Annotated in this window: 21 protein-coding genes; 14 read left to right on the forward strand and 7 right to left on the reverse strand. The window is 58.9% G+C overall.

The genetic code is table 11. The features are described from left to right. The first annotated feature begins 52 nt into the window (after positions 1 to 52). A complete protein-coding gene (locus tag N655_RS0110505) occupies positions 53 to 1,054 on the forward strand; it encodes a DsbA family protein (protein WP_026442960.1) in 1,002 nt (333 codons plus the stop codon). 182 nt (positions 1,055 to 1,236) lie between these two features. Beyond that, positions 1,237 to 3,603, forward strand: a complete 2,367-nt coding sequence (locus N655_RS18395; RefSeq protein ID WP_044935734.1) for an Orn/Lys/Arg family decarboxylase — start codon at positions 1,237 to 1,239, stop codon at positions 3,601 to 3,603. Between the two features lie 59 nt (positions 3,604 to 3,662). Here the strand turns inward: N655_RS18395 and N655_RS0110515 are convergent, their stop codons facing one another. Both N655_RS0110515 and N655_RS0110520 read right to left on the reverse strand, forming a co-directional pair. Next, positions 3,663 to 4,109, reverse strand: coding sequence for a hypothetical protein (locus N655_RS0110515; protein WP_238324678.1), 447 nt, complete (start codon positions 4,107 to 4,109; stop codon positions 3,663 to 3,665). A 127-nt stretch (positions 4,110 to 4,236) separates the two neighbouring features. Next, a complete protein-coding gene (locus tag N655_RS0110520; protein ID WP_026442962.1) occupies positions 4,237 to 5,220 on the reverse strand; it encodes an MBL fold metallo-hydrolase in 984 nt (327 codons plus the stop codon). 366 nt (positions 5,221 to 5,586) lie between these two features. On the opposite strand from N655_RS0110520, the gene hfq reads away from it, so the two are divergent. The 7 genes from hfq (at position 5,587) to murG (ending at position 12,259) form a co-directional block, all read left to right on the forward strand. Beyond that, on the forward strand, positions 5,587 to 5,892 hold the full coding sequence (gene hfq / locus N655_RS0110525; RefSeq protein ID WP_026442963.1) for an RNA chaperone Hfq: 306 nt from the start codon (positions 5,587 to 5,589) through the stop codon (positions 5,890 to 5,892). Positions 5,893 to 5,909: 17 nt separating this feature from the next. After that, positions 5,910 to 6,650, forward strand: coding sequence for a GTPase HflX (gene hflX / locus N655_RS21110; protein WP_349509482.1), 741 nt, complete (start codon positions 5,910 to 5,912; stop codon positions 6,648 to 6,650). 29 nt (positions 6,651 to 6,679) lie between these two features. Beyond that, the gene (locus N655_RS21115) at positions 6,680 to 7,330 is read left to right on the forward strand and encodes a GTPase (RefSeq protein WP_349509483.1); all 651 of its coding nucleotides are present in this window, start codon (positions 6,680 to 6,682) and stop codon (positions 7,328 to 7,330) included. Positions 7,331 to 7,458: 128 nt separating this feature from the next. Continuing rightward, positions 7,459 to 8,592, forward strand: coding sequence for a phospho-N-acetylmuramoyl-pentapeptide-transferase (gene mraY, locus N655_RS0110535; protein WP_026442964.1), 1,134 nt, complete (start codon positions 7,459 to 7,461; stop codon positions 8,590 to 8,592). Positions 8,593 to 8,641: 49 nt separating this feature from the next. Then, the gene (murD, locus tag N655_RS0110540; RefSeq protein ID WP_026442965.1) at positions 8,642 to 10,015 is read left to right on the forward strand and encodes a UDP-N-acetylmuramoyl-L-alanine--D-glutamate ligase; all 1,374 of its coding nucleotides are present in this window, start codon (positions 8,642 to 8,644) and stop codon (positions 10,013 to 10,015) included. Then, the gene (gene ftsW, locus N655_RS0110545; RefSeq protein ID WP_026442966.1) at positions 10,000 to 11,091 is read left to right on the forward strand and encodes a putative lipid II flippase FtsW; all 1,092 of its coding nucleotides are present in this window, start codon (positions 10,000 to 10,002) and stop codon (positions 11,089 to 11,091) included. Before murD ends, ftsW begins: the two co-directional genes overlap by 16 nt. Positions 11,092 to 11,179: 88 nt before the next feature. After that, positions 11,180 to 12,259 (forward strand): undecaprenyldiphospho-muramoylpentapeptide beta-N-acetylglucosaminyltransferase, encoded by a 1,080-nt coding sequence (murG, locus tag N655_RS0110550; RefSeq protein ID WP_349509484.1) that lies wholly within the window; start codon positions 11,180 to 11,182, stop codon positions 12,257 to 12,259. Between the two features lie 75 nt (positions 12,260 to 12,334). On the opposite strand, the gene pgsA is transcribed toward murG, so the two are convergent. Beyond that, on the reverse strand, positions 12,335 to 12,985 hold the full coding sequence (pgsA, locus tag N655_RS0110555) for a CDP-diacylglycerol--glycerol-3-phosphate 3-phosphatidyltransferase (RefSeq protein ID WP_026442968.1): 651 nt from the start codon (positions 12,983 to 12,985) through the stop codon (positions 12,335 to 12,337). Positions 12,986 to 13,154: 169 nt separating this feature from the next. Beyond that, a complete protein-coding gene (locus tag N655_RS0110560; protein WP_026442969.1) occupies positions 13,155 to 14,420 on the reverse strand; it encodes a Glu/Leu/Phe/Val family dehydrogenase in 1,266 nt (421 codons plus the stop codon). Positions 14,421 to 14,806: 386 nt separating this feature from the next. Here N655_RS0110560 and trpE point away from each other — a divergent pair, with 386 nt between their 5' ends. Next, positions 14,807 to 16,303, forward strand: coding sequence for an anthranilate synthase component I (gene trpE / locus N655_RS0110565; protein ID WP_026442970.1), 1,497 nt, complete (start codon positions 14,807 to 14,809; stop codon positions 16,301 to 16,303). A gap of 185 nt (positions 16,304 to 16,488) precedes the next feature. Here the strand turns inward: trpE and N655_RS0110570 are convergent, their stop codons facing one another. Then, entirely contained in the window at positions 16,489 to 18,036 is a 1,548-nt protein-coding gene (locus N655_RS0110570) for a UbiD family decarboxylase (protein ID WP_026442971.1), read from the reverse strand. A gap of 201 nt (positions 18,037 to 18,237) precedes the next feature. Here N655_RS0110570 and N655_RS0110575 point away from each other — a divergent pair, with 201 nt between their 5' ends. From N655_RS0110575 to N655_RS0110585, 3 genes are all read left to right on the forward strand, one after another. After that, positions 18,238 to 19,104: a hypothetical protein gene (locus tag N655_RS0110575; protein ID WP_155987568.1), complete on the forward strand. Its 867-nt coding sequence runs from the start codon at positions 18,238 to 18,240 to the stop codon at positions 19,102 to 19,104. Further along, positions 19,101 to 19,502: a c-type cytochrome gene (locus N655_RS19895; protein WP_026442973.1), complete on the forward strand. Its 402-nt coding sequence runs from the start codon at positions 19,101 to 19,103 to the stop codon at positions 19,500 to 19,502. Before N655_RS0110575 ends, N655_RS19895 begins: the two co-directional genes overlap by 4 nt. A 73-nt stretch (positions 19,503 to 19,575) precedes the next feature. Further along, entirely contained in the window at positions 19,576 to 21,261 is a 1,686-nt protein-coding gene (locus tag N655_RS0110585; RefSeq protein ID WP_162173539.1) for a hypothetical protein, read from the forward strand. A gap of 82 nt (positions 21,262 to 21,343) precedes the next feature. On the opposite strand, the gene N655_RS0110590 is transcribed toward N655_RS0110585, so the two are convergent. Both N655_RS0110590 and N655_RS0110595 read right to left on the reverse strand, forming a co-directional pair. After that, positions 21,344 to 21,997: a hypothetical protein gene (locus tag N655_RS0110590; protein WP_026442975.1), complete on the reverse strand. Its 654-nt coding sequence runs from the start codon at positions 21,995 to 21,997 to the stop codon at positions 21,344 to 21,346. Positions 21,998 to 22,007: 10 nt separating this feature from the next. Next, positions 22,008 to 22,715: a hypothetical protein gene (locus tag N655_RS0110595; protein ID WP_026442976.1), complete on the reverse strand. Its 708-nt coding sequence runs from the start codon at positions 22,713 to 22,715 to the stop codon at positions 22,008 to 22,010. Between the two features lie 156 nt (positions 22,716 to 22,871). Here N655_RS0110595 and guaB point away from each other — a divergent pair, with 156 nt between their 5' ends. Beyond that, positions 22,872 to 24,395, forward strand: a complete 1,524-nt coding sequence (gene guaB, locus N655_RS0110600) for an IMP dehydrogenase (protein ID WP_026442977.1) — start codon at positions 22,872 to 22,874, stop codon at positions 24,393 to 24,395.

The raw sequence follows: 24,395 nt of genomic DNA on the forward strand, positions 1-24,395 counted from the left end.
AGAGACAGGTTTTACGATTTAGACTTTGTTTAGTGTTCCGGAAAGGACTTCGATGCATCTTTTGACCCCCGCCCGCAGCGTTTTGCTTGCGATGACCCTTACTGCGGTTGTGCCTGTCATGGCGCAACAGAGCCAGCAACAGCAGCGGACCGCACCGACGGCCTCCACCGAAGAGGTGCCGACGGCCCCGAGCGCGCCTGCTCCGACGGCGGGAGCGCCGAATTTTCCTCCTGTTGATCCTGGGAATTTTACCGCCGCTTCCCCGAGCAAAGAGACAGTGAATGCGTTTCTCCAGCAGCTGTGGGGATACGATCCGGACCGGGTGTGGCAGGTGCAGGCCATCCAGAAGACTGCCGCGCCGGGGGTGAGCAAGGTGACCGTGCTGGCAGCGCAGAAGACGAACCCGCAGCAGATTGGTTCGCTGCAGTTTTTCGTCACGCCGGATGGCCAGCACCTGATCTCCAACGAGGTGATGCCTTTCGGAGCGCGTCCTTTTGATGCGGCACGCAAGGTGCTTCAGGCCAGCGCCAATGGCCCGTCGCGGGGGGCGGCATCGAAGGAGCTTCTTCTGGTGGAGTTTGCGGACTTTCAGTGTCCGCACTGCAAGGAGGCACAGCCCACCGTACAGCGGCTGCTGGCCGACTTTCCGAATGCGCATTTTGTTTTTGAGAACCTGCCTCTGACGTCCATCCATCCGGAGGCGTACAAGGCTGCAGCCTACGGGGTATGTGTGGCCAAGCTGGGCGGCAATGATGCGTTTTTCCAGTATGCGGAGACGGTCTTTACGAACCAGGCCAGTCTGACGCCGGAAGCGGCCGCCACGACGCTGAACGATGCGGCCACCAAGGCGGGTGTGGATGCGGCCAAAGCAGCGGCCTGCGCGGACTCACCAGAGGCCAGGGGCGCCGTGGATGCGTCGCTGCATCTGGCCCAGGAGCTGAACGTGAATGAAACTCCCTGGCTGTTTATTAACGGACGCGGCCTGCCGCTGAACTCGGTGCCTTATGAAACGTTGAAAAAAATTGTGGAATTCCAGGCTCAGAGCGACAAGTAAAGACCATTACAATAACAGAAGCACCATGCCTGCTGGCCGCTTGGAACCAGCAGGCATTTTCCTGTTCCCCGGCAATACAGGCCATCCCATCAGCGCCCCAGGTTCCGGAAATAAAAGAAATTTTTATGCTCTTTTCACCCTACGGGTGTGGACTGAAAAGAGCAGGTCATGAGGTTGAAGGAATGGAACAAGGCCGCTGGGTCCTGCTGATTGCAAGCGAAGCAGGCGGGACGGATTCTGTAGCAGACCAGGCCATGGAGCGCCTGGTGCAGGCAATCCAGGAAGAAGGTTACCGTGTCGTGCGCACCTCAACGCCGGAGGACGGTCTGGCGCTGGTGACGTCCGACCCGTCGTACAGCGCCATTTTGCTGGACTGGGACCTGCCGGAGAACAACCAGTTTGATGAGCGCGCTGCGCTGCGGATTGTCCGTGCGGTGCGGCGCCGGAACAAGAAACTGCCCATCTTCCTGATTGCAGACCGCACACTGGTCAGCGAGCTGCCGCTGGAAGTGGTCAAGCAGGTCCACGAGTATATCCATCTTTTCGGGGACACGCCTGCTTTCATTGCGAACCGCGTGGATTTCGCAGTGGAGCGCTACCACGAGCAGCTGCTGCCGCCCTATTTCCGGGAGCTGGTGAAATACACCGACCAGGGAGCATATTCGTGGGACGCTCCGGGACACATGGGAGGGGTGGCATACCTGAAGCATCCGGTGGGCATGGCCTTCCACAAATTTTTTGGCGAGAACCTGCTGCGCTCTGACCTGGGTATCTCTACGTCGCAGCTGGGGTCATGGCTGGACCATATCGGTCCTCCGGCCGAATCGGAGCGGAATGCGGCGCGCATCTTTGGCGCGGACTGGACCTTTTACGTTCTGGGGGGATCGTCTACTTCAAACCAGATTGTGGGACACGGCGTGATTGCGCAGGATGAGATGGTGCTGGCAGACCTGAACTGCCACAAATCCATCTGTCACTCGCTGACGGTCACCGGGGCGCGGCCCGTGTATTTTAAGCCGACGCGCAACGGCTTTGGCATGATCGGGCTGGTCCCTCTGGCGCGTTTCCGTCCGGAGAACATCCAGGAGCAGATCAGCAAAAGTCCGTTTCTGGCCGGGGCCGTTTCAAAGAACCCCAGCTATGCGGTCGTCACCAATTCGACCTATGACGGATTTTGTTATGACGTCAACGCAGTGGTAGAAGAGCTGAAGAAAAGCGTGCCGCGGGTGCATTTTGATGAGGCCTGGTATGCTTATGCGAAATTCCATTCGCTTTATCGTGGACGTTTTGCCATGGACGTACCGGATGAAATGCCGGACCGTCCGCTGCTGTTTGCAGTGCAGTCCACGCACAAGATGCTGCCGGCCTTTTCGATGGCCTCGATGATCCATGTGAAGCTAAGCCCGCGCGCGCCGCTGGAGTTTGACCAGTTCAATGAATCATTCATGATGCGGGGCACTACGTCGCCCTTTTATCCCATGATTGCCTCGATTGACGTGGCCACGGCGATGATGGATGAACCGGCCGGGTCCACTCTGATGATGGAGACCATTGAGGACGCCATCAGCTTTCGCAAGGCGATGGCGTCGGTGGCGCACCGTCTGAAGGCCGAGGAAGGCGGAGGCTGGTTTTTCGGGATGTTCCAGCCGGACACGGTGACGGACCCGGAGACGGGAGAGGTCTATCGCTTTGAGGACGCACCGGATGATCTGCTTTCGGAATCACCCCAATGCTGGACCCTGAAGCAGGGTGAAAGCTGGCACGGCTTTCGGGACGAAGACATCGCCAACGATTATGTCCTGCTCGACCCGACGAAGGTCACGATCCTGACCCCGGGAATTGATGCGCAGGGAAGAATGGCGGATTGGGGCATTCCGGCGGCGATCCTGACGGCGTTTCTGGATGCGCGCCGGGTAGAAATTGCCCGCACGGGCGATTACACGATCCTGACGCTGTTTTCTGTGGGCACCAGCAAGGGGAAGTGGGGCAGTTTGCTGGAGACGCTCTTTGAGTTTCGCAGACTTTACGATACCGAGGCCCCGCTCAATGAGGCCCTGCCGCAGCTTGTGGCCAAGTATCCGGAGCGCTACGGCATGATGGACCTGAAGCAGCTCAGCGACGAGATGCACGCCGCCATGAAGGAGCTGAACCTGCCTGGGCTGCTACAGGAGGCCTTCGACATTGATCTGCCCCAGGTAATGACGCCCTCGCAGGCCTATCAGAAGCTGATCCGCGAAGGTACGGAGAAGGTGCGGCTTACCGAGATGCCCGGACGCATCTCCGCCGTCATGCTGGTGCCGTATCCGCCGGGGATTCCGATGTGTATGCCGGGTGAGCGGCTGGGAGATGCCAATAGCCCGACCATCCGGTTTCTGCTGGCGCTGGAGGAATTCGGCCGGCGCTTCCCGGGCTTTGAACGCGAGGTGCACGGCATCGAGGTGGACAGCGAGGGCAATTTCTGGATGCGCGGGATCATTGAAACTCCGGGAAAGAAGACCAACGGAAGAAGCAAGCCGAGGACGCATCCATCCTCCCGGGTTGCAAAGTAAAGCCTACAGAGAGAAAAAGCCGAAGTCACCTTCGGCTTTTTGGTTTTCCGGCAAGGGGTTCAGGCGGCCTTGCCGTGGGTACGGGTGCGGTTTTGCAGGCCGCGGGCCTGGGCCAGGGCCATGCTGGTGAGATACACCGGGGCCGGGGTGACAATGGCGACCAGGATCCAGGCCAGGATGGAAACAAGCAGGCCAAAAACGGCCGCAGCCTGGAGCGTGAGGACCACCTCCATCTGGCGCAGGTGCAGATTCACGACCGCCCAGTTGCGCAAAGGCTCGACCCGGTGAATCACGGCCAGCGCGAGAAGGAATGCAAGCATGGAAAAAGTGGCCACGCCGATGAGCACGACATCCACGGTGCGGTGGATGCGCTGGCGGGAACGGCAATGCTGGCATTCTTCGAGGTGATGTTCGTAGTCGGTGCGCATCTCAGGCGAGATGCCGGAAATGTCATATCTCCAACTGGACAATATGTCGCCAACCACTGGATCCGTGCAGGATGTCATAAGTATTTACTCCGCTTTCATTGATCTGCTGGCGATCCCGGCCCATCGGTGCTGCTGAAAGCAGCCGATTGTATGTCCGAAAGATCTGGGCCGTGGGTAACTTCCTTTAGTATAAACGACTTTCAGGCTAGAGCAGAATCGGTCCTATTGCCGTATTTTGTTCGGCCAGGACCAACTTGTTTCCCAGCAACGTCATACGCTCCCGTAAGGCGCGCTCTGCGGCCAGCCTTGCCAGCTCCGGCAAATTATTGCTTTCCGACAAATGGGCCAGCACTATATAAGACGCCTGGCCGTCGTAATGCGATTCCAGAAAACTGGCGGCGGCGTCATTTGACAGGTGACCGACACGGGACATGACGCGCTGTTTGACAGACCAGGGATACGGGCCGTCGCGCAGCATTTCCAGGTCATGGTTGGATTCCAGCATGAGGACATCACAGCCGCGCAGTTGCAGGCTGACGTTGGGGGGCATGTAGCCGAGGTCCGTGGCGATGCCGATGCGTATCCCTTCTGCCTGAAAGACAAATCCTACAGGATCGATGGCGTCATGCGGGATGGTGAAGGCATTGACGGTGATGTCGCCAATGGAAAACTGGCTGCCGGCGCGGAAATACTCGACGGCAGGAAGGGCGCAGGGGTCGGCGGTCTGCTGCTTTTCTCCTGTGCTGAGCTCCTCTTCCTCGGCGGCACATTCGGCCAGTTCCCGTTCACGATAGAAGGGGTTGGCGGAGTCTGCATCTGGTTCCAGGCCGCGGGCCTCTGCTTCTGCCTTCTTTTTTTTGGCTTCTTGTTTGCGCTCTTCAAGCCAGGCGGCATAGGTGAGACGCTTGCGGGGCGTCATCCAACGCATCCATGCGCGATGGGTGGCCTCTGTGAAATAGACCGGAATGCCCAGCTTGCGCGCGGTGACAGAAAGTCCCTGAACGTGGTCCTGGTGTTCGTGGGTAATCAGGATGGCGTCCAGCGCTTCGGGGTCTTCGTTGACGGAGCGCATCCGCTTGAAAAGCTCGCGGCAGGAAAGTCCGGCGTCCACGAGGATGCGTGTCCGGGAGGTGGCGACAATGGCGCTGTTACCTTTGGAACCACTGGCGAGCACCGTCATCCGGACCATGTTGTTCAGGATACTGCCAATCGGTGTGGAAGAGAGGGAGAATTGCCGGGGAGGAACCTGTTTGGGCATCGCTTCCAGCGCAGAGATTCTGGCCGGATTCCGAAGGAACGAGGAAAGGGTAGAGACTGTCCAGTAAGACTGTTCCCAGGAAGGAGGAAGCATCCTGAGGGAGGATTTTGCATCGAAACTATCTCAGGTGCTTTGTGTATCAAGCATAGAAAGGCCTTTGCGGGGGTTTGCAACATTTGAGCAGACACCGTATCGTGTTTACTTAACAGAAAGAAGCATTTGCCTCGCGGCATTTGGCATAAATTTTTAACGCAGTACGATTCAGCAAATTCCATATAGGAACAGGAGATCGGCACAATGGACAACAAGCCGGCACAAAATATTCAGGACACATTTCTCAATACGGTCCGGAAAGACAAAACCCCCATCACGATCTATCTGGTAAGCGGAGTAAAACTTACTGGCCGGATCCGTTCTTTTGACAAGTATTCCGTGCTGCTGGAGAACAATAACCAGGAACAGCTCATCTTCAAACATGCGATTTCCACTGTGGTGAGCACGCGGGCCGTGCTGCATACGGAGCACAAAGGCCCGGCGACGCACACCGCGACGCAGCCCGCCGCTGCCAACAGTGTTCCCACGGCGGAACAGCAGAGCGCCTGAGCCGGAAGTATTCGTTCGTGGAGGAGCTTCATCGCGCAAAAGACCGCGTTCTTTTGGTAGCGGTGGAGTTCTCCGCGCGCCGTGCGGCCCTGCTGCCTTCAGCGCTGCTTGCGCGTGAGGTCCGAAAGCTGGCCGAGCCCGCACCAGCGACCCAGGCCCGGGAGGTCCCGGCCGCCGGCGAGCTCCTGATGGAATTCCGCGAACTGGTGCTCAGCGCTGGAGCGGAAATCGCGGGCGAATTTGTCCAGAGGCGGCCGAAGCCGGATCCTGCCACGCTGATTGGCAGTGGCAAGGTAAGAGAACTGGCCGGTGTGGTTGCCGCGACAGGGGCCAATGCGGCCCTATTTGATCACGATCTGACGCCAACCCAGCTGCGGAACCTGGAAGCAGCACTCCCCTGCCGTGTTCTTGACCGGACGCAGTTGATCCTTGACATTTTTGCCCGCCATGCGCGCACGCGCGAAGGGCAGCTGCAGGTGGAACTGGCGCAGCTGGAATACCTGCTGCCGCGACTGGCCGGGCGGGGAAAAGCGATGTCGCAGCTTGGCGGCGGCATCGGTACCCGCGGGCCGGGGGAAACGCAGCTGGAAACGGACCGGCGCAAACTTCAGCGGCGCATCGTGCAATTGAAACATGACCTGGAAGCGGTGCGGCGTGTACGCGGCCAACAGCGGCAGCGGCGTGAGGCGGTCCCGGTGCCGACTGTGGCGCTGGTGGGATATACCAATGCGGGCAAGAGCACGCTTTTAATGCGCTGACCCAGGCAGGCGTGGTGGAGTCGTCGCGCATGTTTGCCACGCTGGACCCCAAGCTCAAGGCCGTGGTCCTGCCTTCGCGGAGGAAGGTCCTGCTGTCAGATACGGTGGGTTTTATTCGGAACCTGCCGCATACTCTGGTCAGCTCCTTCCGCGCGACGCTGGAAGAGGTGCAGAAGGCTGAAGTGCTGCTGCATGTGCGGGACGCCTCCAGTCCGGCGCGCGATGAGCACAAGGCGGAGGTAGAAAAAGTGCTGGCGGAGCTGGAGGCTGTGAACAAGCCCTGCATTGAGGTCATGAACAAAGTGGACCTGCTTTCTGCTGAGGAGCGCGAGACGGCAGCATCCGGCGGCGGGGTCCTAGTCTCAGCCAGAATGCGGGAGGGCCTGGATGCTCTGCTGGCCCGGCTAGATGAGGCCCTGGTGGGGGACCCGGTGATGGAGCAGACCATGATCGTGCCGCAGTCGCGCGGGGACGTTCTGGCGGCGCTTGAAGCGGGCGCGGTCATTCGGGAGCGGGAGTTTCGCGACAATGCGGTGCGGATGCAGTTGGCCGGGCCGGCGTCGCTTCTGGGCCGTTATCGGGAATTCCGGGAAAAAGCAAAAACGGACCGAGCATCCGGGAGCGGTGGAGATTCCCAGATGCCCGGTCCGTCGGACCCTGAACCGGGTCATAGGTGGTAAGTCCAGTCTACGCCTGTGGAAAGGTCCGTCAAGAGCTTTTTTTGCCAGGTTGCTCGGGAAACGGGCCGGATTTTCAGGGGAAGAACCTGTAAGATGAACCCAGAACTCCATTGCCCGCCGGAGGAAGTTTGCTCTACTGGCTTCTTTATCAGAAACTTTTCCCTTACTTCAGACCCTTTCGCATCTTCCGGTATCTGACCTTCCGCACCGCCTTTGCATCTCTGACGGCGCTGTTGATTGCGCTCATCATCGGCCCGTATGTCATTGAAAAACTGCGGGAGTTTCAGATTGGACAGTATATCCGTGAGGAGGGGCCGAAGGAGCACCAGAAGAAGGCGGGAACGCCCACGATGGGTGGTGTGCTCATCTGCATTGCGATTCTGCTGCCGACGCTGCTCTGGGCCGATCTGTCGAACCCGTTTGTCTGGTTGGTGATCGGCTCCACGGTGGCCTTTGGCGCCATTGGTTTTGCCGATGACTACATCAAAGTGGTCAAGCGGCGGAACCTGGGACTGACGGCGCGGGCCAAGATGGGGTATCAGGTCCTGGCCAGCCTGGCGATCGCCATTTCTCTGGTTTTCATGCAAATGCAGGGCATCTACTCCACCAAGCTGATGGTGCCTTTTGTGAAGTGGCTGAAGCCGGACTTTGCAATTGAGGCGCTGCGGCATGTTCCGCATTTTGGGCTGGTGGCGTTTCTGCCCTTCATTGTGTTTACGGTGCTGGTGATTGTGTTTTCCAGCAATGCTGTGAACCTTACGGACGGGCTGGACGGGCTGGCCATCGGCTGTACGATTATTGCCGCCGGTGCGCTGACCGTGCTGACGTATGTCAGCGGGCATGTGGTGTTTGCCGATTATCTGGAGTTGCAGCGGATGCCCATGGTAGGCGAGCTCTCCATCTTCTGCGGCTCGATGGTGGGGGCGAGTATTGGCTTTCTGTGGTACAACGCACATCCGGCCGAGGTGTTTATGGGCGACGTGGGATCGCTGGCGCTGGGCGGGGCCATCGGGACGGTCGCTGTTGCCATCAAGCAGGAGCTGCTGCTGCCCTTCATCGGCGGAATCTTCGTTCTGGAGGCGCTCTCGGTAATTCTGCAGGTGGGCAGCTACAAGCTGCGCAAGAAGCGCATTTTCAAGATGGCCCCGCTGCATCATCACTTTGAGCTGATGGGCTGGTCAGAATCAAAAGTAATTGCACGCTTCTGGATCGGGGCGCTGGTGTTTGCACTCTTGGCGCTCACCACATTAAAGCTGCGCTGAAGTGTATTCCACATGACACAATGGCCAGTCAGGCCGGAGAATCGTAGGCATGGAGTTCAAAGGCAAAAAAGTTCTGGTTGTGGGGCTGGGCAAGTCAGGCCTGGCCGCCGCCCTTTTTCTGCGTCGTCGAGGCGCGCAGGTGACAGTTTCTGACATTCGGAGCGCCGAGGAGCTGGGCAAGGACATTCCCGCACTGCTCGAAGAAGGGATTCCTGTAGAAGCAGGCGGTCACGGCCTGCTCACCTTTCGCCGTCAGGACCTGATTGTCGTGAGCCCCGGTGTTCCGCTCAATACGCCGGAACTGGTGCAGGTGAAGACCTTCGGCCTGCCCATTCTCGGAGAGCTGGAGCTGGCTTCGCGCTTCCTCAAAGGGAAAGCGCTTGCCATCACCGGATCGAATGGAAAGACCACGACGACTGCGCTTACCGGAGAGATCCTGAAGGCCGGGGGAATGAAGACGCAGGTGGGAGGAAACATCGGCGTGCCGGTGATTGCGCTGGTGGATGAAAGCCGTGAAGACGGCTGGTCCGTGCTGGAGGTATCGAGCTTTCAGCTGGAGACGACCGAAAGGTTCCGGCCCGACATTGCCGTGGTGCTGAATGTGACACCCGATCATCTGGACCGTCACGGGAGCTTTGAAAATTATGTCGCGGCCAAGGAGCGTATCTTCGCCAATCAGACGGCAGAAGACGCCCTGGTCCTGAATGCGGATGACGATGTGACCTCGCGGATGGCGGCGCGTGCTGTGTCCCGTATCTTCTGGTTCAGTGCGAAGCGTGTGGTGCGCCAGGGGGCGTTCGTGCATGAGGGCGCGATTGTCTTCCGCATGTCAGAGCTGGCCGCGCCCGAGTTCATTCTGAAAGTGGAAGAGATTCCGCTCAAGGGCCATCACAATGTTGAGAATGTGCTGGCGGCGGTTTGCGCCGCACGCCTTGCCGGAGTCGCGCCGGAGGCCATCCGCAGCGCAGTGGGGTCGTTCCGGGCGGTGGAGCACCGGCTGGAATATGTTGCCACTATCCAGGGCGTGGACTACTACAACGATTCCAAAGCGACCAATGTGGATGCGGCGGCCAAGGCCATTGAGGCCTTCCCGGGAGGCATTCATCTGATTTTGGGCGGAAAAGACAAGAACTCGGACTACCGCCAGCTTCGTCCGTTACTGGAGAAGCGCGTCAGGGCGGTTTATACCATCGGCGCAGCGGCAGAGAAGATCGAAACGCATCTTTATGGTGCGGTCCCGGTCGTGCGCGCCGGGACGATGGAGAATGCCGTGGCGAAGGCCGCCGAAGCGGCACAGCCGGGAGAGATTGTGCTGCTGGCCCCGGCCTGTTCCAGCTTTGACCAGTTCCAGAATTATGAGCATCGCGGCCAGGTCTTTAAAGACCTGGTGCTGGCGCGGCAGGGTGTATGGCAAAACGCGTAGGCGTGGACAAATGGCTTTACTGCACCACGCTGATTTTGGTGGTCATCGGGCTGGCCATGGTTTTCAGCGCTTCGGCGGTGATGGCCAAGGCACGCTTTGGATCGCCCTACTATTTCGTCGTGCGGCAGGCGGTCTGGGCCGCTGCCGGACTGGCGGCCATGACCCTGCTGATGCGCGTGGATTATCGCAAGTACAACCGGCCCAACGTGGTTTTTCCCGCTGTTGCGATCACGGTCATCTTCCTGATGGCCGCTTTTCTGATGCGCGACTCGCACAATACTCATCGCTGGATCCGCTTCGGTCTTTTGTCCTTCCAGCCTTCGGAGCTGGCCAAGCCCGCCCTGGTGCTCTTTCTGGCATGGTTTCTGCAGAACCGGATGCAGACCATTGATGACTGGCGCGGGACCGTGCTGCCGGCCGCGCTGCCCAGTCTTGTTTTTATTGTGCTGATTCTCAAGGAACCTGACCTTGGAACGGCGCTGGTCTGCGCAGGAGTGACCGCGCTGATGCTTTATCTTGCCGGAATGGAGATGAAATATCTGGGCTATGCCGCGCTGGCGTCGCTGCCGGTCCTCTATCTCATGCTCTTCCGGGTGAAATGGCGGCGGGACAGACTGCTGGCGTTTGTGAATCCAGAGGCAGACCCTCTGGGCAAAGGCTTCCACATTATTCAATCGCTGATTGCGGTGGGCACAGGAGGACTGCACGGGCTGGGTTACATGGAAGGGCGCCAGAAGCTGTTCTACCTGCCGGAGCCGCATACGGACTATATCTTTGCCAATGTTGCGGAAGAGCTGGGACTGATTGGGGCCGTCATTGTGGTGGGGCTATTCATTGTGCTTGGCTACCGCGGAATGCGCGCCGCCATCCTCTCAAAGGACCCGTTTGCGCGCTTTCTGGCCTTTGGACTGACGGCGACGATCCTGATCCAGGCCTTCTTTAACATCAGCGTGGTGCTGGCGCTGGTCCCGACTAAGGGCATCACGCTGCCGTTTATCTCCTACGGTGGGACGTCGCTGTTTATTATGCTGGCCTGCATCGGTGTGCTGCTGAACATTACGCGGGAGATTGAATAACTCGGGCCGCAGGGGGAACTGGCAGATGTCCTGTTCCTGACTGCATCGACACGGCACCATAGCAGGAGACCAAGGACCGGAAAGTAGGATGATGCGCGTTCTGATTGCCGGCGGCGGCACCGGGGGACACATTATGCCCGCTCTCGCCATTGCCGAAGCCCTGAAGCAGGAACATCAAGCGGAGCTCCTTTTTGTAGGGACGCCCCGGGGGCTGGAGTTACGGCTGGTCCCGCAGGCAGGCCACAGGCTGGAACTGATCCAGGTAGGCCAGTTCAACAACGTAAGCCTGGCCACACGTCTGCGGACTCTGGCGGACCTTCCGGCAAGCCTGCTGCACTGCCGCAGGCTGCTCAAGCAGTACCGGCCAGATGTGGTCATCAGTGTAGGCGGATATGCTTCGGGTCCAGCAACGATGGCGGCGATCCTGGCGGGGATTCCTACTTTAGCGGTAGAGCCGAATGCTTATCCGGGAATGGCGAACCGGCTGGTGGGCAAGCATGTTTCAGCCGCAGCCGTAAATTTTGCGCCGGCGATGAAGTACTTCCGCAACGCGCAGGTCACGGGCATTCCGGTGCGCGCAGAATTCTTCCGTTTGCAGACGCGTCGGGATGATGCGCCGCCCCATCTACTGGTTTTTGGCGGAAGCCAGGGGGCGCGGGCGCTGAACCGGACCATGCCTCAAATTGCAGCCCGGCTGCTGGATGCTGTTCCGGGGCTGACGATCCTGCATCAGGCCGGGGCCCGTCACGCTGAGGAGACCCAGGCCGCTTATGCCGCAGGTGGGGCCGATCCGGCGCGGTGGCAGGTCCATGCATTTCTGGACGACATGCCGCGGCGGTTTGAGGCCGCGGACCTGATCCTTTCCCGCAGCGGGGCCAGTACGGTTGCCGAAGAGATGGCGGCCGGCAAGCCTGCGCTGCTGGTGCCATTTCCGGGGGCGGCCGATGATCATCAGCGCAAAAATGCTGAGGTGATGGTCGCTGCCAATGCTGCTCGGCTGCTGGTCGAATCGGAGATGACCCCGGAGAGGCTGCTGGAAACCCTGACCGCCCTTTTGCCGGACCGTCAGGCCCTCCGCCGGATGGGGGAGAATGCGCGAAAGCTGGCGCATCCGGATGCGGCGGCAAGGATTGCGCGAATGGTAGCGGATCTGGCTGCCAGCACATGATGGGCACAAAGCCGAGGCCGGCAGGACATGAGGGGGTTCAGGCCATTTTCCCGGGGAGTTCCGCCGAGGGACGAATCAGGCAGGAATATTTTTTTTTCTGCGGCTGAGGACGAAATCATTGTCGCGCTTGCGGCGGACGGCAGTGGCACGGTCAATCTTGCGCCAGAAGGCCCAGAAATAATCAATGGCAGAGATGGTTGAGACCAGCACCATGAAATAGATGGCGGTAATCGCCACCGGGCGAACGGGCATCAGAAACCAGCCGAAGTGCCAATAGTCCCAGCGGTGCGCGAGGACAGTTGCCACGACGGAGACGATCTGGATGACGGTCTTGAGTTTCCCCAAGTCACTGGCTTCGATGGTAAAGCCTTCGGTGCTGGCAATACTGCGCAGGCCGCTGACCAGAAATTCACGGCCGATGACCAGTACGGCAATCCAGGGCTTCATGATGTCCGGCGTGTACTGCACCAGACAGATAAAGGCCGCAGTAATCAGCAGCTTGTCCGCCAGCGGATCGAGCAGCATTCCGATGGTCGTAATCTGGCCACGCCGACGGGCCAGATAGCCGTCGACGCCGTCGGAAATGGAAACCAGGATAAAAAAGAGCGATGTGAAAAGTTCCTGCTCCCCGCCTGGTCCGCGCAGAGGGAAATGCGGCGAAAGCATCCAGAGAAGAAGCGGCACGCACAGAATGCGGCCCATCGTAATGGAGTTGGGAAGATTCACAACACGCCCGGGCGAGAAGTGCGCTCTCCTTCAATTATGCACCAGAGAGGGGGAAACGGAGGCTGCAAGGAGGGAAGAGGAGGCACATTTTTGATGCACCTCCAAGCCGGTGCAGCGAAGCCTGATATGGTTGCCGGAAAGGACGGCGGGAAGGCCGTCCTTTCGTTTCTTATGCGTAGATGCCGCGCTGTTTGATGGTGAAGGCGACACGATCAATGGCGAGCATATAGGCAGCGATGCGGTTGTTGACGCCGTGGGCCTCCGAGTAGCGGACCACATCATCGAAGCTGGTGGCAAGGATGTGCTCCAGCTGCTCATTGACGAAGGACTCCTTCCAGAAGTAGCCCTGGCGGTCCTGCACCCATTCAAAGTACGAAGCGGTGACCCCGCCGGAGTTGGCCAGGATGTCCGGAATAATGAAGACTTTCTTGTCGGCCAGAATTTCGTCAGCGACCGCTGTGGTGGGGCCGTTTGCGCCTTCGCAGATAATGCGGGCCTTGATCTTTTCGGCATTGCGGCTGGTGATGACGTTTTCCGTGGCGGCGGGGATAAGGATTTCGCACTCGGTGGTCAGTAGTTCGTGCGAGTCGAATGGCTCTGCGCCCTTGAAGCCGAGCACCGTGCCGTTGCGCTGGCGGTATTCGAGCAGCGAGCAGATATCGATGCCATTCGGGTTGTAGAGGCCGCCGTCATATTCGGCGATGCCGATGATTTTGTAGCCTTTTTCGCGCAGAAGATTGGCAGCATTGGAGCCGACGTTGCCGAAACCCTGGATGATGACGCGGCAGCCTTCAATGGGAAGGTTGAGATACCTGAGGGCCTCATCGCACATAACGGAGATGCCACGCCCTGTGGCCTCGCGCCGGCCGCGCGATCCGCCAATATTGATGGGTTTCCCGGTCACTACGCTGGTGACGGTCTGACGCATGTGCATGGAGTAGGTATCCATGATCCAGGCCATCGTCTGCTCGTTGGTATTCATGTCCGGGGCGGGAACGTCTTTTTCCGGGCCGATAAATTCGATGATTTCAGCGGTGTAGCGGCGTGTCATGCGCTCCAGCTCGCCGATGGACATTTTTTTCGGGTCACAGATGACGCCGCCCTTGGCGCCTCCGAAAGGGATATTCACGACGGCGCACTTCCAGGTCATCCAGCTGGCAAGAGCGCGTACCTCGTCGAGGGAAACATCGGGAGCATAGCGGATGCCGCCTTTACCCGGCCCGCGCGCCTGGGAGTGCAGCACACGGAATCCAGTAAACATTTCAATCCGGCCATCGTCCATCTGCACCGGAAAATGTACGATGATTTCGCGCGAGGGGTGCCGCAGCACGCGCCACAACCCCTCGTCGAGGTTCAGCTTGCGTGCCGCAAAGTCGAATCGAGCAGCTTGTGCTTCCCAGGGGTTGATCTCCTGCTCGAGCGTAATGGTAGCCATAGGAAGATTCTCTCCAAATTGTCCTCAGACCGATTGAAACGCCGCAGCCATGCGGCAAGAGGTGACCCGGAACGGTCGCATCCGGGGCACCTGCCAGTCAAAACGAGTCTGGCCCGCTGCGCAATCGATGCGGCTTGTGGCCAAACCTTCCGAGTATAGGCCCGTCCTGCCAGGTCGGGCAAGCACAAAGACCAGGCAGGGGTAGAAATCGCTGTGCCTCTCCCCAACAGTTAGACGCATGGATGAGCAGACGGAGGTCTCCTGTTTCCATTACGGTCTCCGGCAGGGAGGCGGAAGACCCCGCCGCACATCGCATTGGCAGGCTGCGGCGGCCCCCACAAGCGGCAAATTTCTCCGCATCCTGCCAGCCCCTATACTGGAACCACATGCCACAACAAGAAACATCGCTTCCCAGCCGTGCTGAATTTCTGAAACTGGCACAGGCGCATACGCTGGTGCCGGTCTACCGTACCTTGACGGCGGACCTGGAGACGCCGGTGACGGCCTTTCTGCGCCTTGCTGCCGACGAGCCGGAATGCTTTCTGCTTGAGTCCGTGGAGCAGGGCGAAAAAATCGGCCGCTATACCTTTATCGGCATCCGGCCGTTCCGGAAGATTGTGTCCTGGGGACGGGAAATCGAGATTACAGAGAACGGCAAGAAGCGGCGCATGGAAGGCGACATTTTCCTGCTGATGAAAGAGCTTCTGAGCAGCCACAGACCGGCGCGGATTGCCGGCCTGCCGCCATTTACGGCTGGGGCCGTTGGATTTTTTGCCTACGATGTGGTGCGGCAGATTGAGCGGCTTCCGGTAAAGGCAAAGGACGACCTAGAAGTGCCGGACGCCTGCCTGATGTTTTTCCATGAAGTGCTGGCGTTTGACCATGTGCGGAAGGAGATGCTGCTCATGGTCACCGCCGATGTGAAAGAGCAGAAGCCACAGCAGGCATATGCAGAGGCACTCCGGCGCCTGGACCGCTTTGAGAAGCGCCTGGCTGCTCCGCTGCCCCGCATCCGGCGGAGGCCTGCGGGCGGCAAGCTGAAACTGGAACCCCGCACGCGCAAGAGAAACTTTCTCAAGGCGGTGGAGAAGGCCAAAGAGTACATTGCCGCAGGGGACATCTTTCAGGTCGTGCTGTCGCAGCGGTTTGACGTAGAAACAGGCGTGGACCCGTTCTCGGTTTACCGTGCCCTGCGCATCGTGAATCCGTCTCCGTATTTGTACTTTCTGCGCACGGGAGTAAAAAAGCCAGGGGACACGCAGATCGCCGGCTCTTCACCGGAACTGCTGGTGAGGGTGCAACAGGGAAGGATCCAGTATCGTCCGATTGCGGGCACCAAGCCGCGCGGCGAGAGCGAAGAGGACGACCAGCGCATTGCTGAAGAGATGCTGCGGGACGAAAAAGAACGTGCCGAGCACGTGATGCTGGTGGACCTGGGCCGGAATGATGTGGGACGGGTGAGCGAATACGGTTCCGTGCAGGTGAAGGAACTCATGGTCGTCGAGCGCTATTCGCACGTCATGCATATTGTCAGCGGAATTGAAGGCAGGCTGCGTCCGGAACTCCATGCAGTGGATGCTCTGCGCGCCTGTTTTCCGGCCGGGACCCTGAGCGGGGCGCCCAAGGTGCGGGCCATGGAGATCATCGAAGAACTGGAGCCGACACGGCGCGGCATTTATGGAGGCAGCGTGCTCTATGCGGACTACTCTGGAAATTTGGACTCGTGCATTGCCATCCGGACGCTTCTGCAGCGCGGCCGCCGGGGACATATTCAGGCCGGTGCGGGAATCGTGGCAGATTCGGTGCCGGAAAAGGAATACGAAGAGTCCATCAACAAGGCGCGGGCCGTGGTCCGGGCGATTGAAAAAGCAAGAGGGCAGTGATTGGTCAGCAGAGATGCGGAGATGGGCACGCGGTCCTTCGCATTTCGCCACGCGTGTTCCGGGAGACGCCCCGAGTAACGGGCCCGGCGGTGAGAACAGAGAGCCAGGGCGAACGGCGGCGGCCGCCATGGCCATCAGGTACCGGAGCTGACGGACGCTGTGCCGCCAGCTGACATTTTCAGTCTTTATGGAATCCCGAGCTTGTTCCAGATCGCATCCACGCGCGCCTTGGTTGCCGCATCCATCTCAATCATTGGAGGCCAGGGGCGGGTAAATCCTTCCGCTGCCCATTTGCGGGTGGCGTCAATACCCATCTTGCTGCCGTAGTTGGGCAGGCGGGAGGCATGGTCCAGCGAGTCGACCGGGCCCAGTGTGAACTGGATGTCGCGCTCCGGGTCAATGTTGTTCGCCACGCGGAGGGTGACTTCGCGCAGGTCCTGCACATCGCAGTCTTCATCGACCACGATGATGCACTTGGTAAACATGGCCTGGCCCATCGCCCAGATGCCGTTCATCACTTTGCGCGCCTGGCCGGCATAGCTTTTGCGAATGGAGACAATCATCAGGTTATGAAAGACGGCCTCGACAGGAAGGTTGACATCTACAATTTCCGGCAGCGTAAGCCGCATCAGCGGTAAAAAGATACGTTCGACGGCCTTGCCCATCCAGGCGTCTTCCATGGGCGGTTTGCCTACAATCGTTGAGGCGTAAATGGGGTCCCGACGATGGGTCATGCAGGTGATGTGAAAGACAGGATACTCCTCTTCCATGGTGTAAAAGCCGGTGTGGTCGCCAAAGGGACCTTCGGTGCGCAGCTCATCGAGCTTTACATAGCCTTCAAGAACGATCTCGGCGTGGGCCGGGACCTCAAGGTCCACGGTTTCGCATTTCACCAGATCGACCGGTTTCTGGCGGAGGAAGCCCGCAATCATAAACTCTTCCACCTCGGGCGGAGCAGGTACGATGGCGGCAAACGTCATCGCAGGATCGGTCCCGATGGCGACGGCCACCTCAAGGCGGTCGTCTTTCTGGTTTGTCCATGTGATGTTTGTCGTGCCGCCTGCAGTTTCCGCCATTACGTTGACGTGGGACGAGGGCGAGTCTCCGGCGGCAGCGCGCAGGCGCTCGCGGAGGTGTTCGGCGGCGTTTTTCTGGCGCTGCCAGTGCATCCCGGTGGTCTGGCCGTCGTAGACCTGCATCCGATACATGCCCACGTTGCGTTTGCGGGTCTTTGGGTCGCGGGTCATGACGCAGGGCAGGGTGATAAAGCGGCCCCCGTCGAGGGGCCAGCATTGCAGGACCGGGAAGTCAAGGACGCTGAAGTTCTCGCGCTTGATGACTTCCTTACAGGGAGCATCTTTGGCCGAAACGGTCTTGGGAAAGAACTTGCCAATGTCGGCCAGCATGGGAAGCATCTTCAATTTTTCCAGAAGGCCTTCGGGCGACTTTACATCGAGCAGTGCACGAATGCGTCCCGCAACTTCGTCCAGAGAATCCACCTCAAGGGCCAGCTTCATGCGGCGCTCACTGCCAAACTGGTTCATCAGAACGGGAATGCCGGGATGTCCCTTCACGTTTTCAAAGAGCAGGGCGGGGCCGCCATTTGCAGATTTCGAGGCGCGGTCGGTAATCTCCGTAATTTCCAGAATGGGATCCACTTCCTGGCGAATGCGCTTCAGCTCGCCTGATTTTTCCAATGTTTTGATCCAGTCGCGTAGGTCCGCGTAAGGCACTGTGCCCTCCCGAAGTCCATGTTACCTGATGGAAAAATGATGGAATTTTCACTTGACGCATAATTACGACTAAATTAGTCTGCAAATAAATAAGACCAATCAAGTCTTAATTAGCGAATGGGCTGGATTTCATTCGTATCTTGTTCATTTTTGAGGCTTTCATTGCATCCATTGGTTTCCATTTTTCTTCGGAAGTTCCTTATGCTCTTTGCGCTTGGCGCGGGGCTGGTGTTGGCCGTCCCCGGGGCGGACGCCCAGGAGCCACCTTACTTTGTGACCTATTCTCATGCACTCGAAGAGCCGGACAATCTGGAAATTGCCTTTAAGGGCACGCAGGGAGCGCCCAAGTACGGCAATTCCTTTGCCGGGGGCACGGTGGAGATTGAGTATGGCGCACGGGCCTGGTGGACGACGGAGGTGTATCTGTCCGGGCAGTCCACGGCCAACGACAGCACGGTCTTCACCGGGTTTCGCTGGGAGAACCGCTTCCGTCCGCTGCTGGAGGAGCACTGGATCAATCCTGTTTTTTACGTTGAGTACGAGGACCACAACACCGCGGACCGTAGTCTGCTGGAAGTTGTGGGGCATGACAGCGTATCGGACATGCTCATCAGCAATGCTGCGGCCCGCAAGGACGTTGAGCATGAGATGGAGCTGAAGCTGATCCTTTCGAGCAACGCGAAAGGCTGGAATTTTGCAGAGAACTTTATCTCGGAGAAGAACCTGACCCAGCCTGAGCCGTGGTCGTTTGGATATGCGCTGGGGGCCAGCCGGCCGCTTTCGCTGCGGGCAACGGCGCGAAAGTGCGTTTTCTGCATGGAAAACTTCGCCGCAGGGGCTGAACTTTATGGCGGACTGGGAGACGCCGATGGCTTCGGCCTGAAACAGACGTCGCACTACTTTGGGCCGAATCTTCAGTGGAACCTTCCGAATGGGCCTGCGATTTCGTTTTCCCCCAACTTTGGCCTGAACGACAACAGTCTGGGCGTGCTGTATCGCGTAGGGGTCTCCTATGAAGTGCAGCAGTTGCTGGGACGTTTCCATCGCGGGCAGCGAGGTGTGCAATGAGCCGGTCTGCTGGTGGCATCCTTCTGGCCCTCTGCGTGGGCCTTTGTGCGGCTGGGGCATGGGCCGCGGGCGAAAAGGAATGGCCGCAGCGTGTTCCGGAAAAGGACCGCCAGCGGGTGAATCCTTTGCGCGGCCAGGCGGACGCCGCGGTTGCAGGGGCCAAGCTCTATGCGCAGCACTGCGCGAAGTGCCACGGCGAGAATCTGGAGGGCAACGGAAGCAGGCCCAGCCTGCGCAGCGAGACGGTGCAGCAGGCGACGGACGGAGAGCTGTTCTGGATGCTGAAAAATGGCGACCTGCTGCACGGGATGCCCTCCTGGAGCAGCCTTCCGGAACCAGCGCGATGGCAGATTATCGCGTTCCTGAAGGATGCGAATTCATCGGGGAAGACGAAATAGAAGCAGTCTCCCCTTCGTTTGCCATGGCAGAACGCCATGCAAAGCCAGAGTTTTTGTTCAGAGGACCAGGTCAGTGAAAAGTACGTGTAAGAAGTGGTTGGTTTGTCTGGCAGCGGGCAGCATCCTGAGCGCAAGTTTCGTGTTGGGATGCGGCAGCGGCCTTGCCCCGAATTTCCCCTCAGAAAACGATGCGACGCCGGCGGCCGATTCGATTGGCGAGGCGCTTTTTCTGGATACCCGCTTCTCTGAATTTTTTGCCACGCACATGACGGGCGTCAATGATCCGCTGGCAGCGGGCGATCCCGTTGTGGAGCAGGTACAGACGATCAACGGCACACTGCCGGGGCCGTTCGCCGGGCAGTCGATCAACTGCCGGTCCTGCCACTTTGTGACCGAATTTGAAGGCGTTGCGGGTGCTGGAAACCGGACATATGCCGATTTCACGACGCGCAGTCCGATTCCGCGGCCTCTGAATGGTTTTGACCACACGCAGCGGAATGCTATGCAGATGGTTGGTTCGCTGCAAACGCACAGCGGCCCGACGTTTCTGCACTTTGATGGAGAGTTTTCCTCTCCGGAGGACCTGGTCGAAGCGACCATCACCGGGCGCAATTTCGGATGGGGCCCGACGGAGTATCAGCAGGCAGTGGCCCACATTGCACGTGTCATCCGCGAAGATGACGGATCGGGCAAACTGGCAGCAGACCGGTTGAATGGGCTTTCCTATTCGGTGATCTTCAAGGGTACGGACCCGCGCATCCCGAGTGACCTGCGGCTGCCAGAATCGCAGCGCCTGGATGTGCAGATGGCGACGGACCAGCAGATTCTGGATGAAATTGCACTTTGCATTTCGACCTATATGCAGGACCTGCTATTCAAGCAGGACGAGTTCGGGCGCTACATCGCTTCGCCCTATGACGTATTTCTGCGGATCAACCATCTTCCTGTTCAGCCGCGCGTGGGGCAGAGTCCGGCTGCCTATGCGCAGGAACTTTTACAGGCGCTGGATTCGCTGAGCAGCCCGCTGTGGGTGGATTCCACTTACGGGTCCTTTTTGTACCATAATCAGAAATTTCAGTTCGGGCCGCAGGAGCTGGCCGGATTGAAGATCTTTCTGCGCAGTGCGACCCATGCTGTAGACGGCTCGCAACATGCGGGCAATTGTGCTGCGTGCCATCTGCCTCCGGATTTTACCGACTTTCAGTTCCACAACACGGGCGTGACGCAGGAAGAGTACGACGCCGTGCATGGCAGCGGGGCTTTTCTGCAGCTGTATGTTCCTCCGCTTTCTGTGCGGAACCAGAATTACGACCAGTGGCTGCCGGTGACCACGAACCATCCGAATGCACTGGAGCCTTTTCGGCGCGCGGCATCGGCCGAGCAGGCAGCCTATGCAGATCTCGGCCTGTGGAACATCTATCTCAATCCGGACCGGCCAAAGCCGCAGGCAGCACTCAAGAGCATCGTTTGCGCAAATGGTGCGGACTGCTCTGTTGACCAGGGACTGGCAAATACGATCGCTGAATTCAAGACGCCTACGCTGCGTGACCTGGAAGATTCGGCCCCGTATTTTCACAACGGAAGCGCGCTGACGTTTAACGATGTCGTGGAGTTCTATATCCGTAGCTCGGCCCTGGCGCGGCAGGGATTGCTCCGGAACGCTCCAGCGCAATTTGCAAATATGTCCTTGTCCGAGGAGGATGTGGCCGCGCTGGTGGCGTTTCTGCAATCGCTCACGGAAGACTACGACGACAGCTAGCTGTTGGCCTGGCAGCGCGCCGCCATGGCCAAGGGAACACTGCCCGGGCCATGGCAGGCCAGTGATCAAGCAGCCAGACCGGTCAATCCTGTACCACGTTCACCTGACCAATGCCGACAGTCGCCTGGAGTCTGTAGAGGCCCTGGACTGAAGTGCGATGGGTCTTCGGGAAGAACCCTTCGGAATGCTGGTGTGAGGTATTGTCCTCGGCCTCACCGAGTTTTGAGCTGGTCTGGATCTCGTGGTAGCTGGATCCGTCTCCGGCGCCGACGGTCAGTTCTCCAATTCCTACATGCAGGTCTTTGTTGCCTTCCACTTCTTTGACCGTCAGCTCGCCAACGCCCACTTCCACCTTCAGATCGGTCTGTGCGGGGACAGCGACTGTAATTTCCGGGCCGGAGTGGTGGCCGTCTCCGTGACTTGGCAGTTTCAGGTCAATGAAGGCGCGTCCTCCAGCCACATCAAACCGACGCACCCATGACCTGACGGTTGCCTCATCATAAAAGACCTTTGGATCGATCGTAAGCTGGATGGTCTTGTCCTCTTTGCTGCGCACGATGCGCAGCTCACCTACATTGACCTCCATGACCAGCGTGCCTTTGTCCGGGAGCGTTTTGGTGAGGACGGATGGAGCAGGTTTGGGAAGGTCCAGCTTCTGGCGTGCGGTATTGTCCTGCGCAGGAAGAAGAGCGCTGCTGAGGCAAAGCATACAAACAGTGAGCGTGGTTTTTGTCATTGCGGCGGTCCTATTCCTGAGTGATGTCCAGACTGCCCATCCCAACATTGACTTCCATGGGGCCATTGCCGGTGCCGCTATCGTTACGGCTGACGACGATATGCCCATTGCGGCCGCCGGGGCGGCGGTCGTGGAGCGAACCCATTCCGATGTTGACTTCCAGGCCGGAGTAGTCCTTGTCTCCATTTAAAAGCAGCTTCATGTCGCCCATGCCAACGTTGATTTCGCGCTGACCCGCAGTGCCAATGGCATCAAAGACAAGGTTTCCCCGGCCAAGGTTGAATTCATTTCTGGAATTGGCCTCCATCGGAACGATCAAGGTGACAGTGGCATGGGCTGACTTGGGAAATTTGAGATGAATGGTTCCGTGTGCGGGCGTGACGTCAAAAAGATGAACATAATCCACAGCATCGTGGCCGTCCGGCCGGGACTGCATCTCCACCTGCAACTTCAGTTGTTTTGCCTGTTTGTCGGGACGTATGTGCAGATCCGCATCGCAGACGCTTACCTCAAGTCCGCCGGTGCCTGTATAGGGCCGGACCAGCTCCAGATGCTGCGGCTGCACGAGGTCTCCGGCTTGTGGCTGAAAGGGACGGTCTGCGACAGGCTGCCCGTTGCAGTTCATATTGTCGGCGCGCGCCAGGATGCCGCAGGAAAAGACCAGCAACAGCAAGGAAAATCGGAGCCAGAGGCTGCCTATTTGTTTTTTGTCCTTCATGGGAAACCATACGCAAAAGGCCGATCTGTTGTTCCCTTGAGATTTGCCCTCAAAACTCAATCTCTCTACAATCAAAAGAACCACTTTGAGTGATCAACGGCTGTATTGACAGCGGTCCTACAACCCGCGAAGCCCTCTTCGCACCTGAAGAACAACATGATTGAGCACCCAGTCCCTGAAGCGCTTACTTTTGACGATGTATTACTGGTCCCGGCCTACAGTGAAGTTGTTCCGGCCCTGGTCAGCACGCAAACCAGGCTTACCAACCGTATCCGGCTGAATACGCCGCTGTTGAGCGCGGCCATGGACACGGTGACCGAATCGCGCCTGGCCATCGCGATGGCCCAGCAGGGAGGCATCGGGATTGTCCATCGCAACCTGACCATCGAGCAGCAGGCGGCAGAGATTGACAAGGTGAAGCGTTCAGAAAGCGGCATGATTGTGGACCCGGTCACCATCAGTCCGGAACAGCACATCTCGGATGCGCTGGAAGTCATGCGCAAATACAAAATTTCCGGCGTACCGGTGACCAAGGGCAAGAAGCTGGTCGGTATCCTGACCAACCGCGACCTGCGCTTTGAGACGCGCACCGACATTCCCATTGGCGACGTGATGACAAAGGAAAACCTCATCACCGTGCCCGTAGGGACAACGCTCGAAGAGGCCGAGCGGATTTTGCACCAGCACCGCGTGGAAAAGCTGCTGGTTGTCAACGAGCAGTACGAACTGAAGGGCCTGATCACGGTCAAAGACATCCAGAAAAAACTGAAATATCCCAACGCCGCAAAGGACGAGCAGGGCCGTCTGCGGGTAGGCGCGGCCATTGGTGCCACGGGTGATTTTCTGGAACGCGCCGCTGAGATGGTCCGCTACCGGGTGGATGTTCTTGCCATTGATTCAGCGCACGGACACTCATCGCGCGTGCTGGAGGCGGTGCGCGAAGTGAAACGGCGTTTCCCTGATGTAGACCTGCTGGCCGGAAACGTTGCTACTTATGAAGGTGCAAGGGCGCTGATGCAGGCGGGGGCCGATGCGGTGAAGGTCGGCATCGGACCCGGCTCCATCTGCACCACACGCATGGTGACTGGGGCCGGAATGCCGCAGATTACGGCCATCAGCGAGGCCTACCGCGCAGGGCGCGAGTTCAACATTCCGATCATCGCCGACGGGGGCATCAAGTATTCCGGTGACATTGCCAAAGCGATTGCTGCCGGGGCCAGCAGTGTGATGATCGGGTCACTGTTTGCCGGTGTGGATGAAAGCCCGGGAGAAACGATCCTTTACCAGGGCCGTTCGTTCAAGGCCTACCGCGGCATGGGTTCGCTTTCAGCCATGGCCCAGGGTTCCGGCGAGCGGTACTTCCAGAGCAGCCGAGACATTGAACAGGCCGCCGAACGCTCGACAGGGGTGGTTTCGCGGGAAGGCAATGGACAGAACCGTCTGGCCAAATTTGTTCCCGAGGGGATTGAGGGCCGCGTACCCCATCGCGGGCCGCTGGAAGCAATGGTCTACCAGCTGGTCGGGGGCCTACGTTCAGGCATGGGTTACCTCGGTTGCGCCACGATCGAAGAGCTCCAGACCAAATCGCGTTTCGTGCGCATTACCAATGCCGGGCTGCGGGAAAGCCATGTGCATGACGTCATCATTACGCGCGAGGCCCCAAACTATCACGTGGAGTAG

Source organism: Pseudacidobacterium ailaaui (assembly GCF_000688455.1).
Taxonomy (GTDB): domain Bacteria; phylum Acidobacteriota; class Terriglobia; order Terriglobales; family Acidobacteriaceae; genus Pseudacidobacterium; species Pseudacidobacterium ailaaui.

Coding starts and splice junctions, on each gene's coding strand:
- N655_RS0110575 (WP_155987568.1), top strand. CDS start 18,238: ATGCTCTTTGCGCTTGGCGCGGGGCTGGTGTTGGCCGTCCCCGGGGCG.
- N655_RS21115 (WP_349509483.1), top strand. CDS start 6,680: ATGTTTGCCACGCTGGACCCCAAGCTCAAGGCCGTGGTCCTGCCTTCG.
- N655_RS19895 (WP_026442973.1), top strand. CDS start 19,101: ATGAGCCGGTCTGCTGGTGGCATCCTTCTGGCCCTCTGCGTGGGCCTT.
- N655_RS0110595 (WP_026442976.1), bottom strand. CDS start 22,715: ATGAAGGACAAAAAACAAATAGGCAGCCTCTGGCTCCGATTTTCCTTG.
- N655_RS0110515 (WP_238324678.1), bottom strand. CDS start 4,109: ATGACATCCTGCACGGATCCAGTGGTTGGCGACATATTGTCCAGTTGG.
- murD (WP_026442965.1), top strand. CDS start 8,642: ATGGAGTTCAAAGGCAAAAAAGTTCTGGTTGTGGGGCTGGGCAAGTCA.
- guaB (WP_026442977.1), top strand. CDS start 22,872: ATGATTGAGCACCCAGTCCCTGAAGCGCTTACTTTTGACGATGTATTA.
- N655_RS0110590 (WP_026442975.1), bottom strand. CDS start 21,997: ATGACAAAAACCACGCTCACTGTTTGTATGCTTTGCCTCAGCAGCGCT.
- murG (WP_349509484.1), top strand. CDS start 11,180: ATGATGCGCGTTCTGATTGCCGGCGGCGGCACCGGGGGACACATTATG.
- N655_RS18395 (WP_044935734.1), top strand. CDS start 1,237: ATGGAACAAGGCCGCTGGGTCCTGCTGATTGCAAGCGAAGCAGGCGGG.
- N655_RS0110505 (WP_026442960.1), top strand. CDS start 53: ATGCATCTTTTGACCCCCGCCCGCAGCGTTTTGCTTGCGATGACCCTT.
- ftsW (WP_026442966.1), top strand. CDS start 10,000: ATGGCAAAACGCGTAGGCGTGGACAAATGGCTTTACTGCACCACGCTG.
- hfq (WP_026442963.1), top strand. CDS start 5,587: ATGGACAACAAGCCGGCACAAAATATTCAGGACACATTTCTCAATACG.
- N655_RS0110560 (WP_026442969.1), bottom strand. CDS start 14,420: ATGGCTACCATTACGCTCGAGCAGGAGATCAACCCCTGGGAAGCACAA.
- trpE (WP_026442970.1), top strand. CDS start 14,807: ATGCCACAACAAGAAACATCGCTTCCCAGCCGTGCTGAATTTCTGAAA.
- N655_RS0110520 (WP_026442962.1), bottom strand. CDS start 5,220: ATGGTCCGGATGACGGTGCTCGCCAGTGGTTCCAAAGGTAACAGCGCC.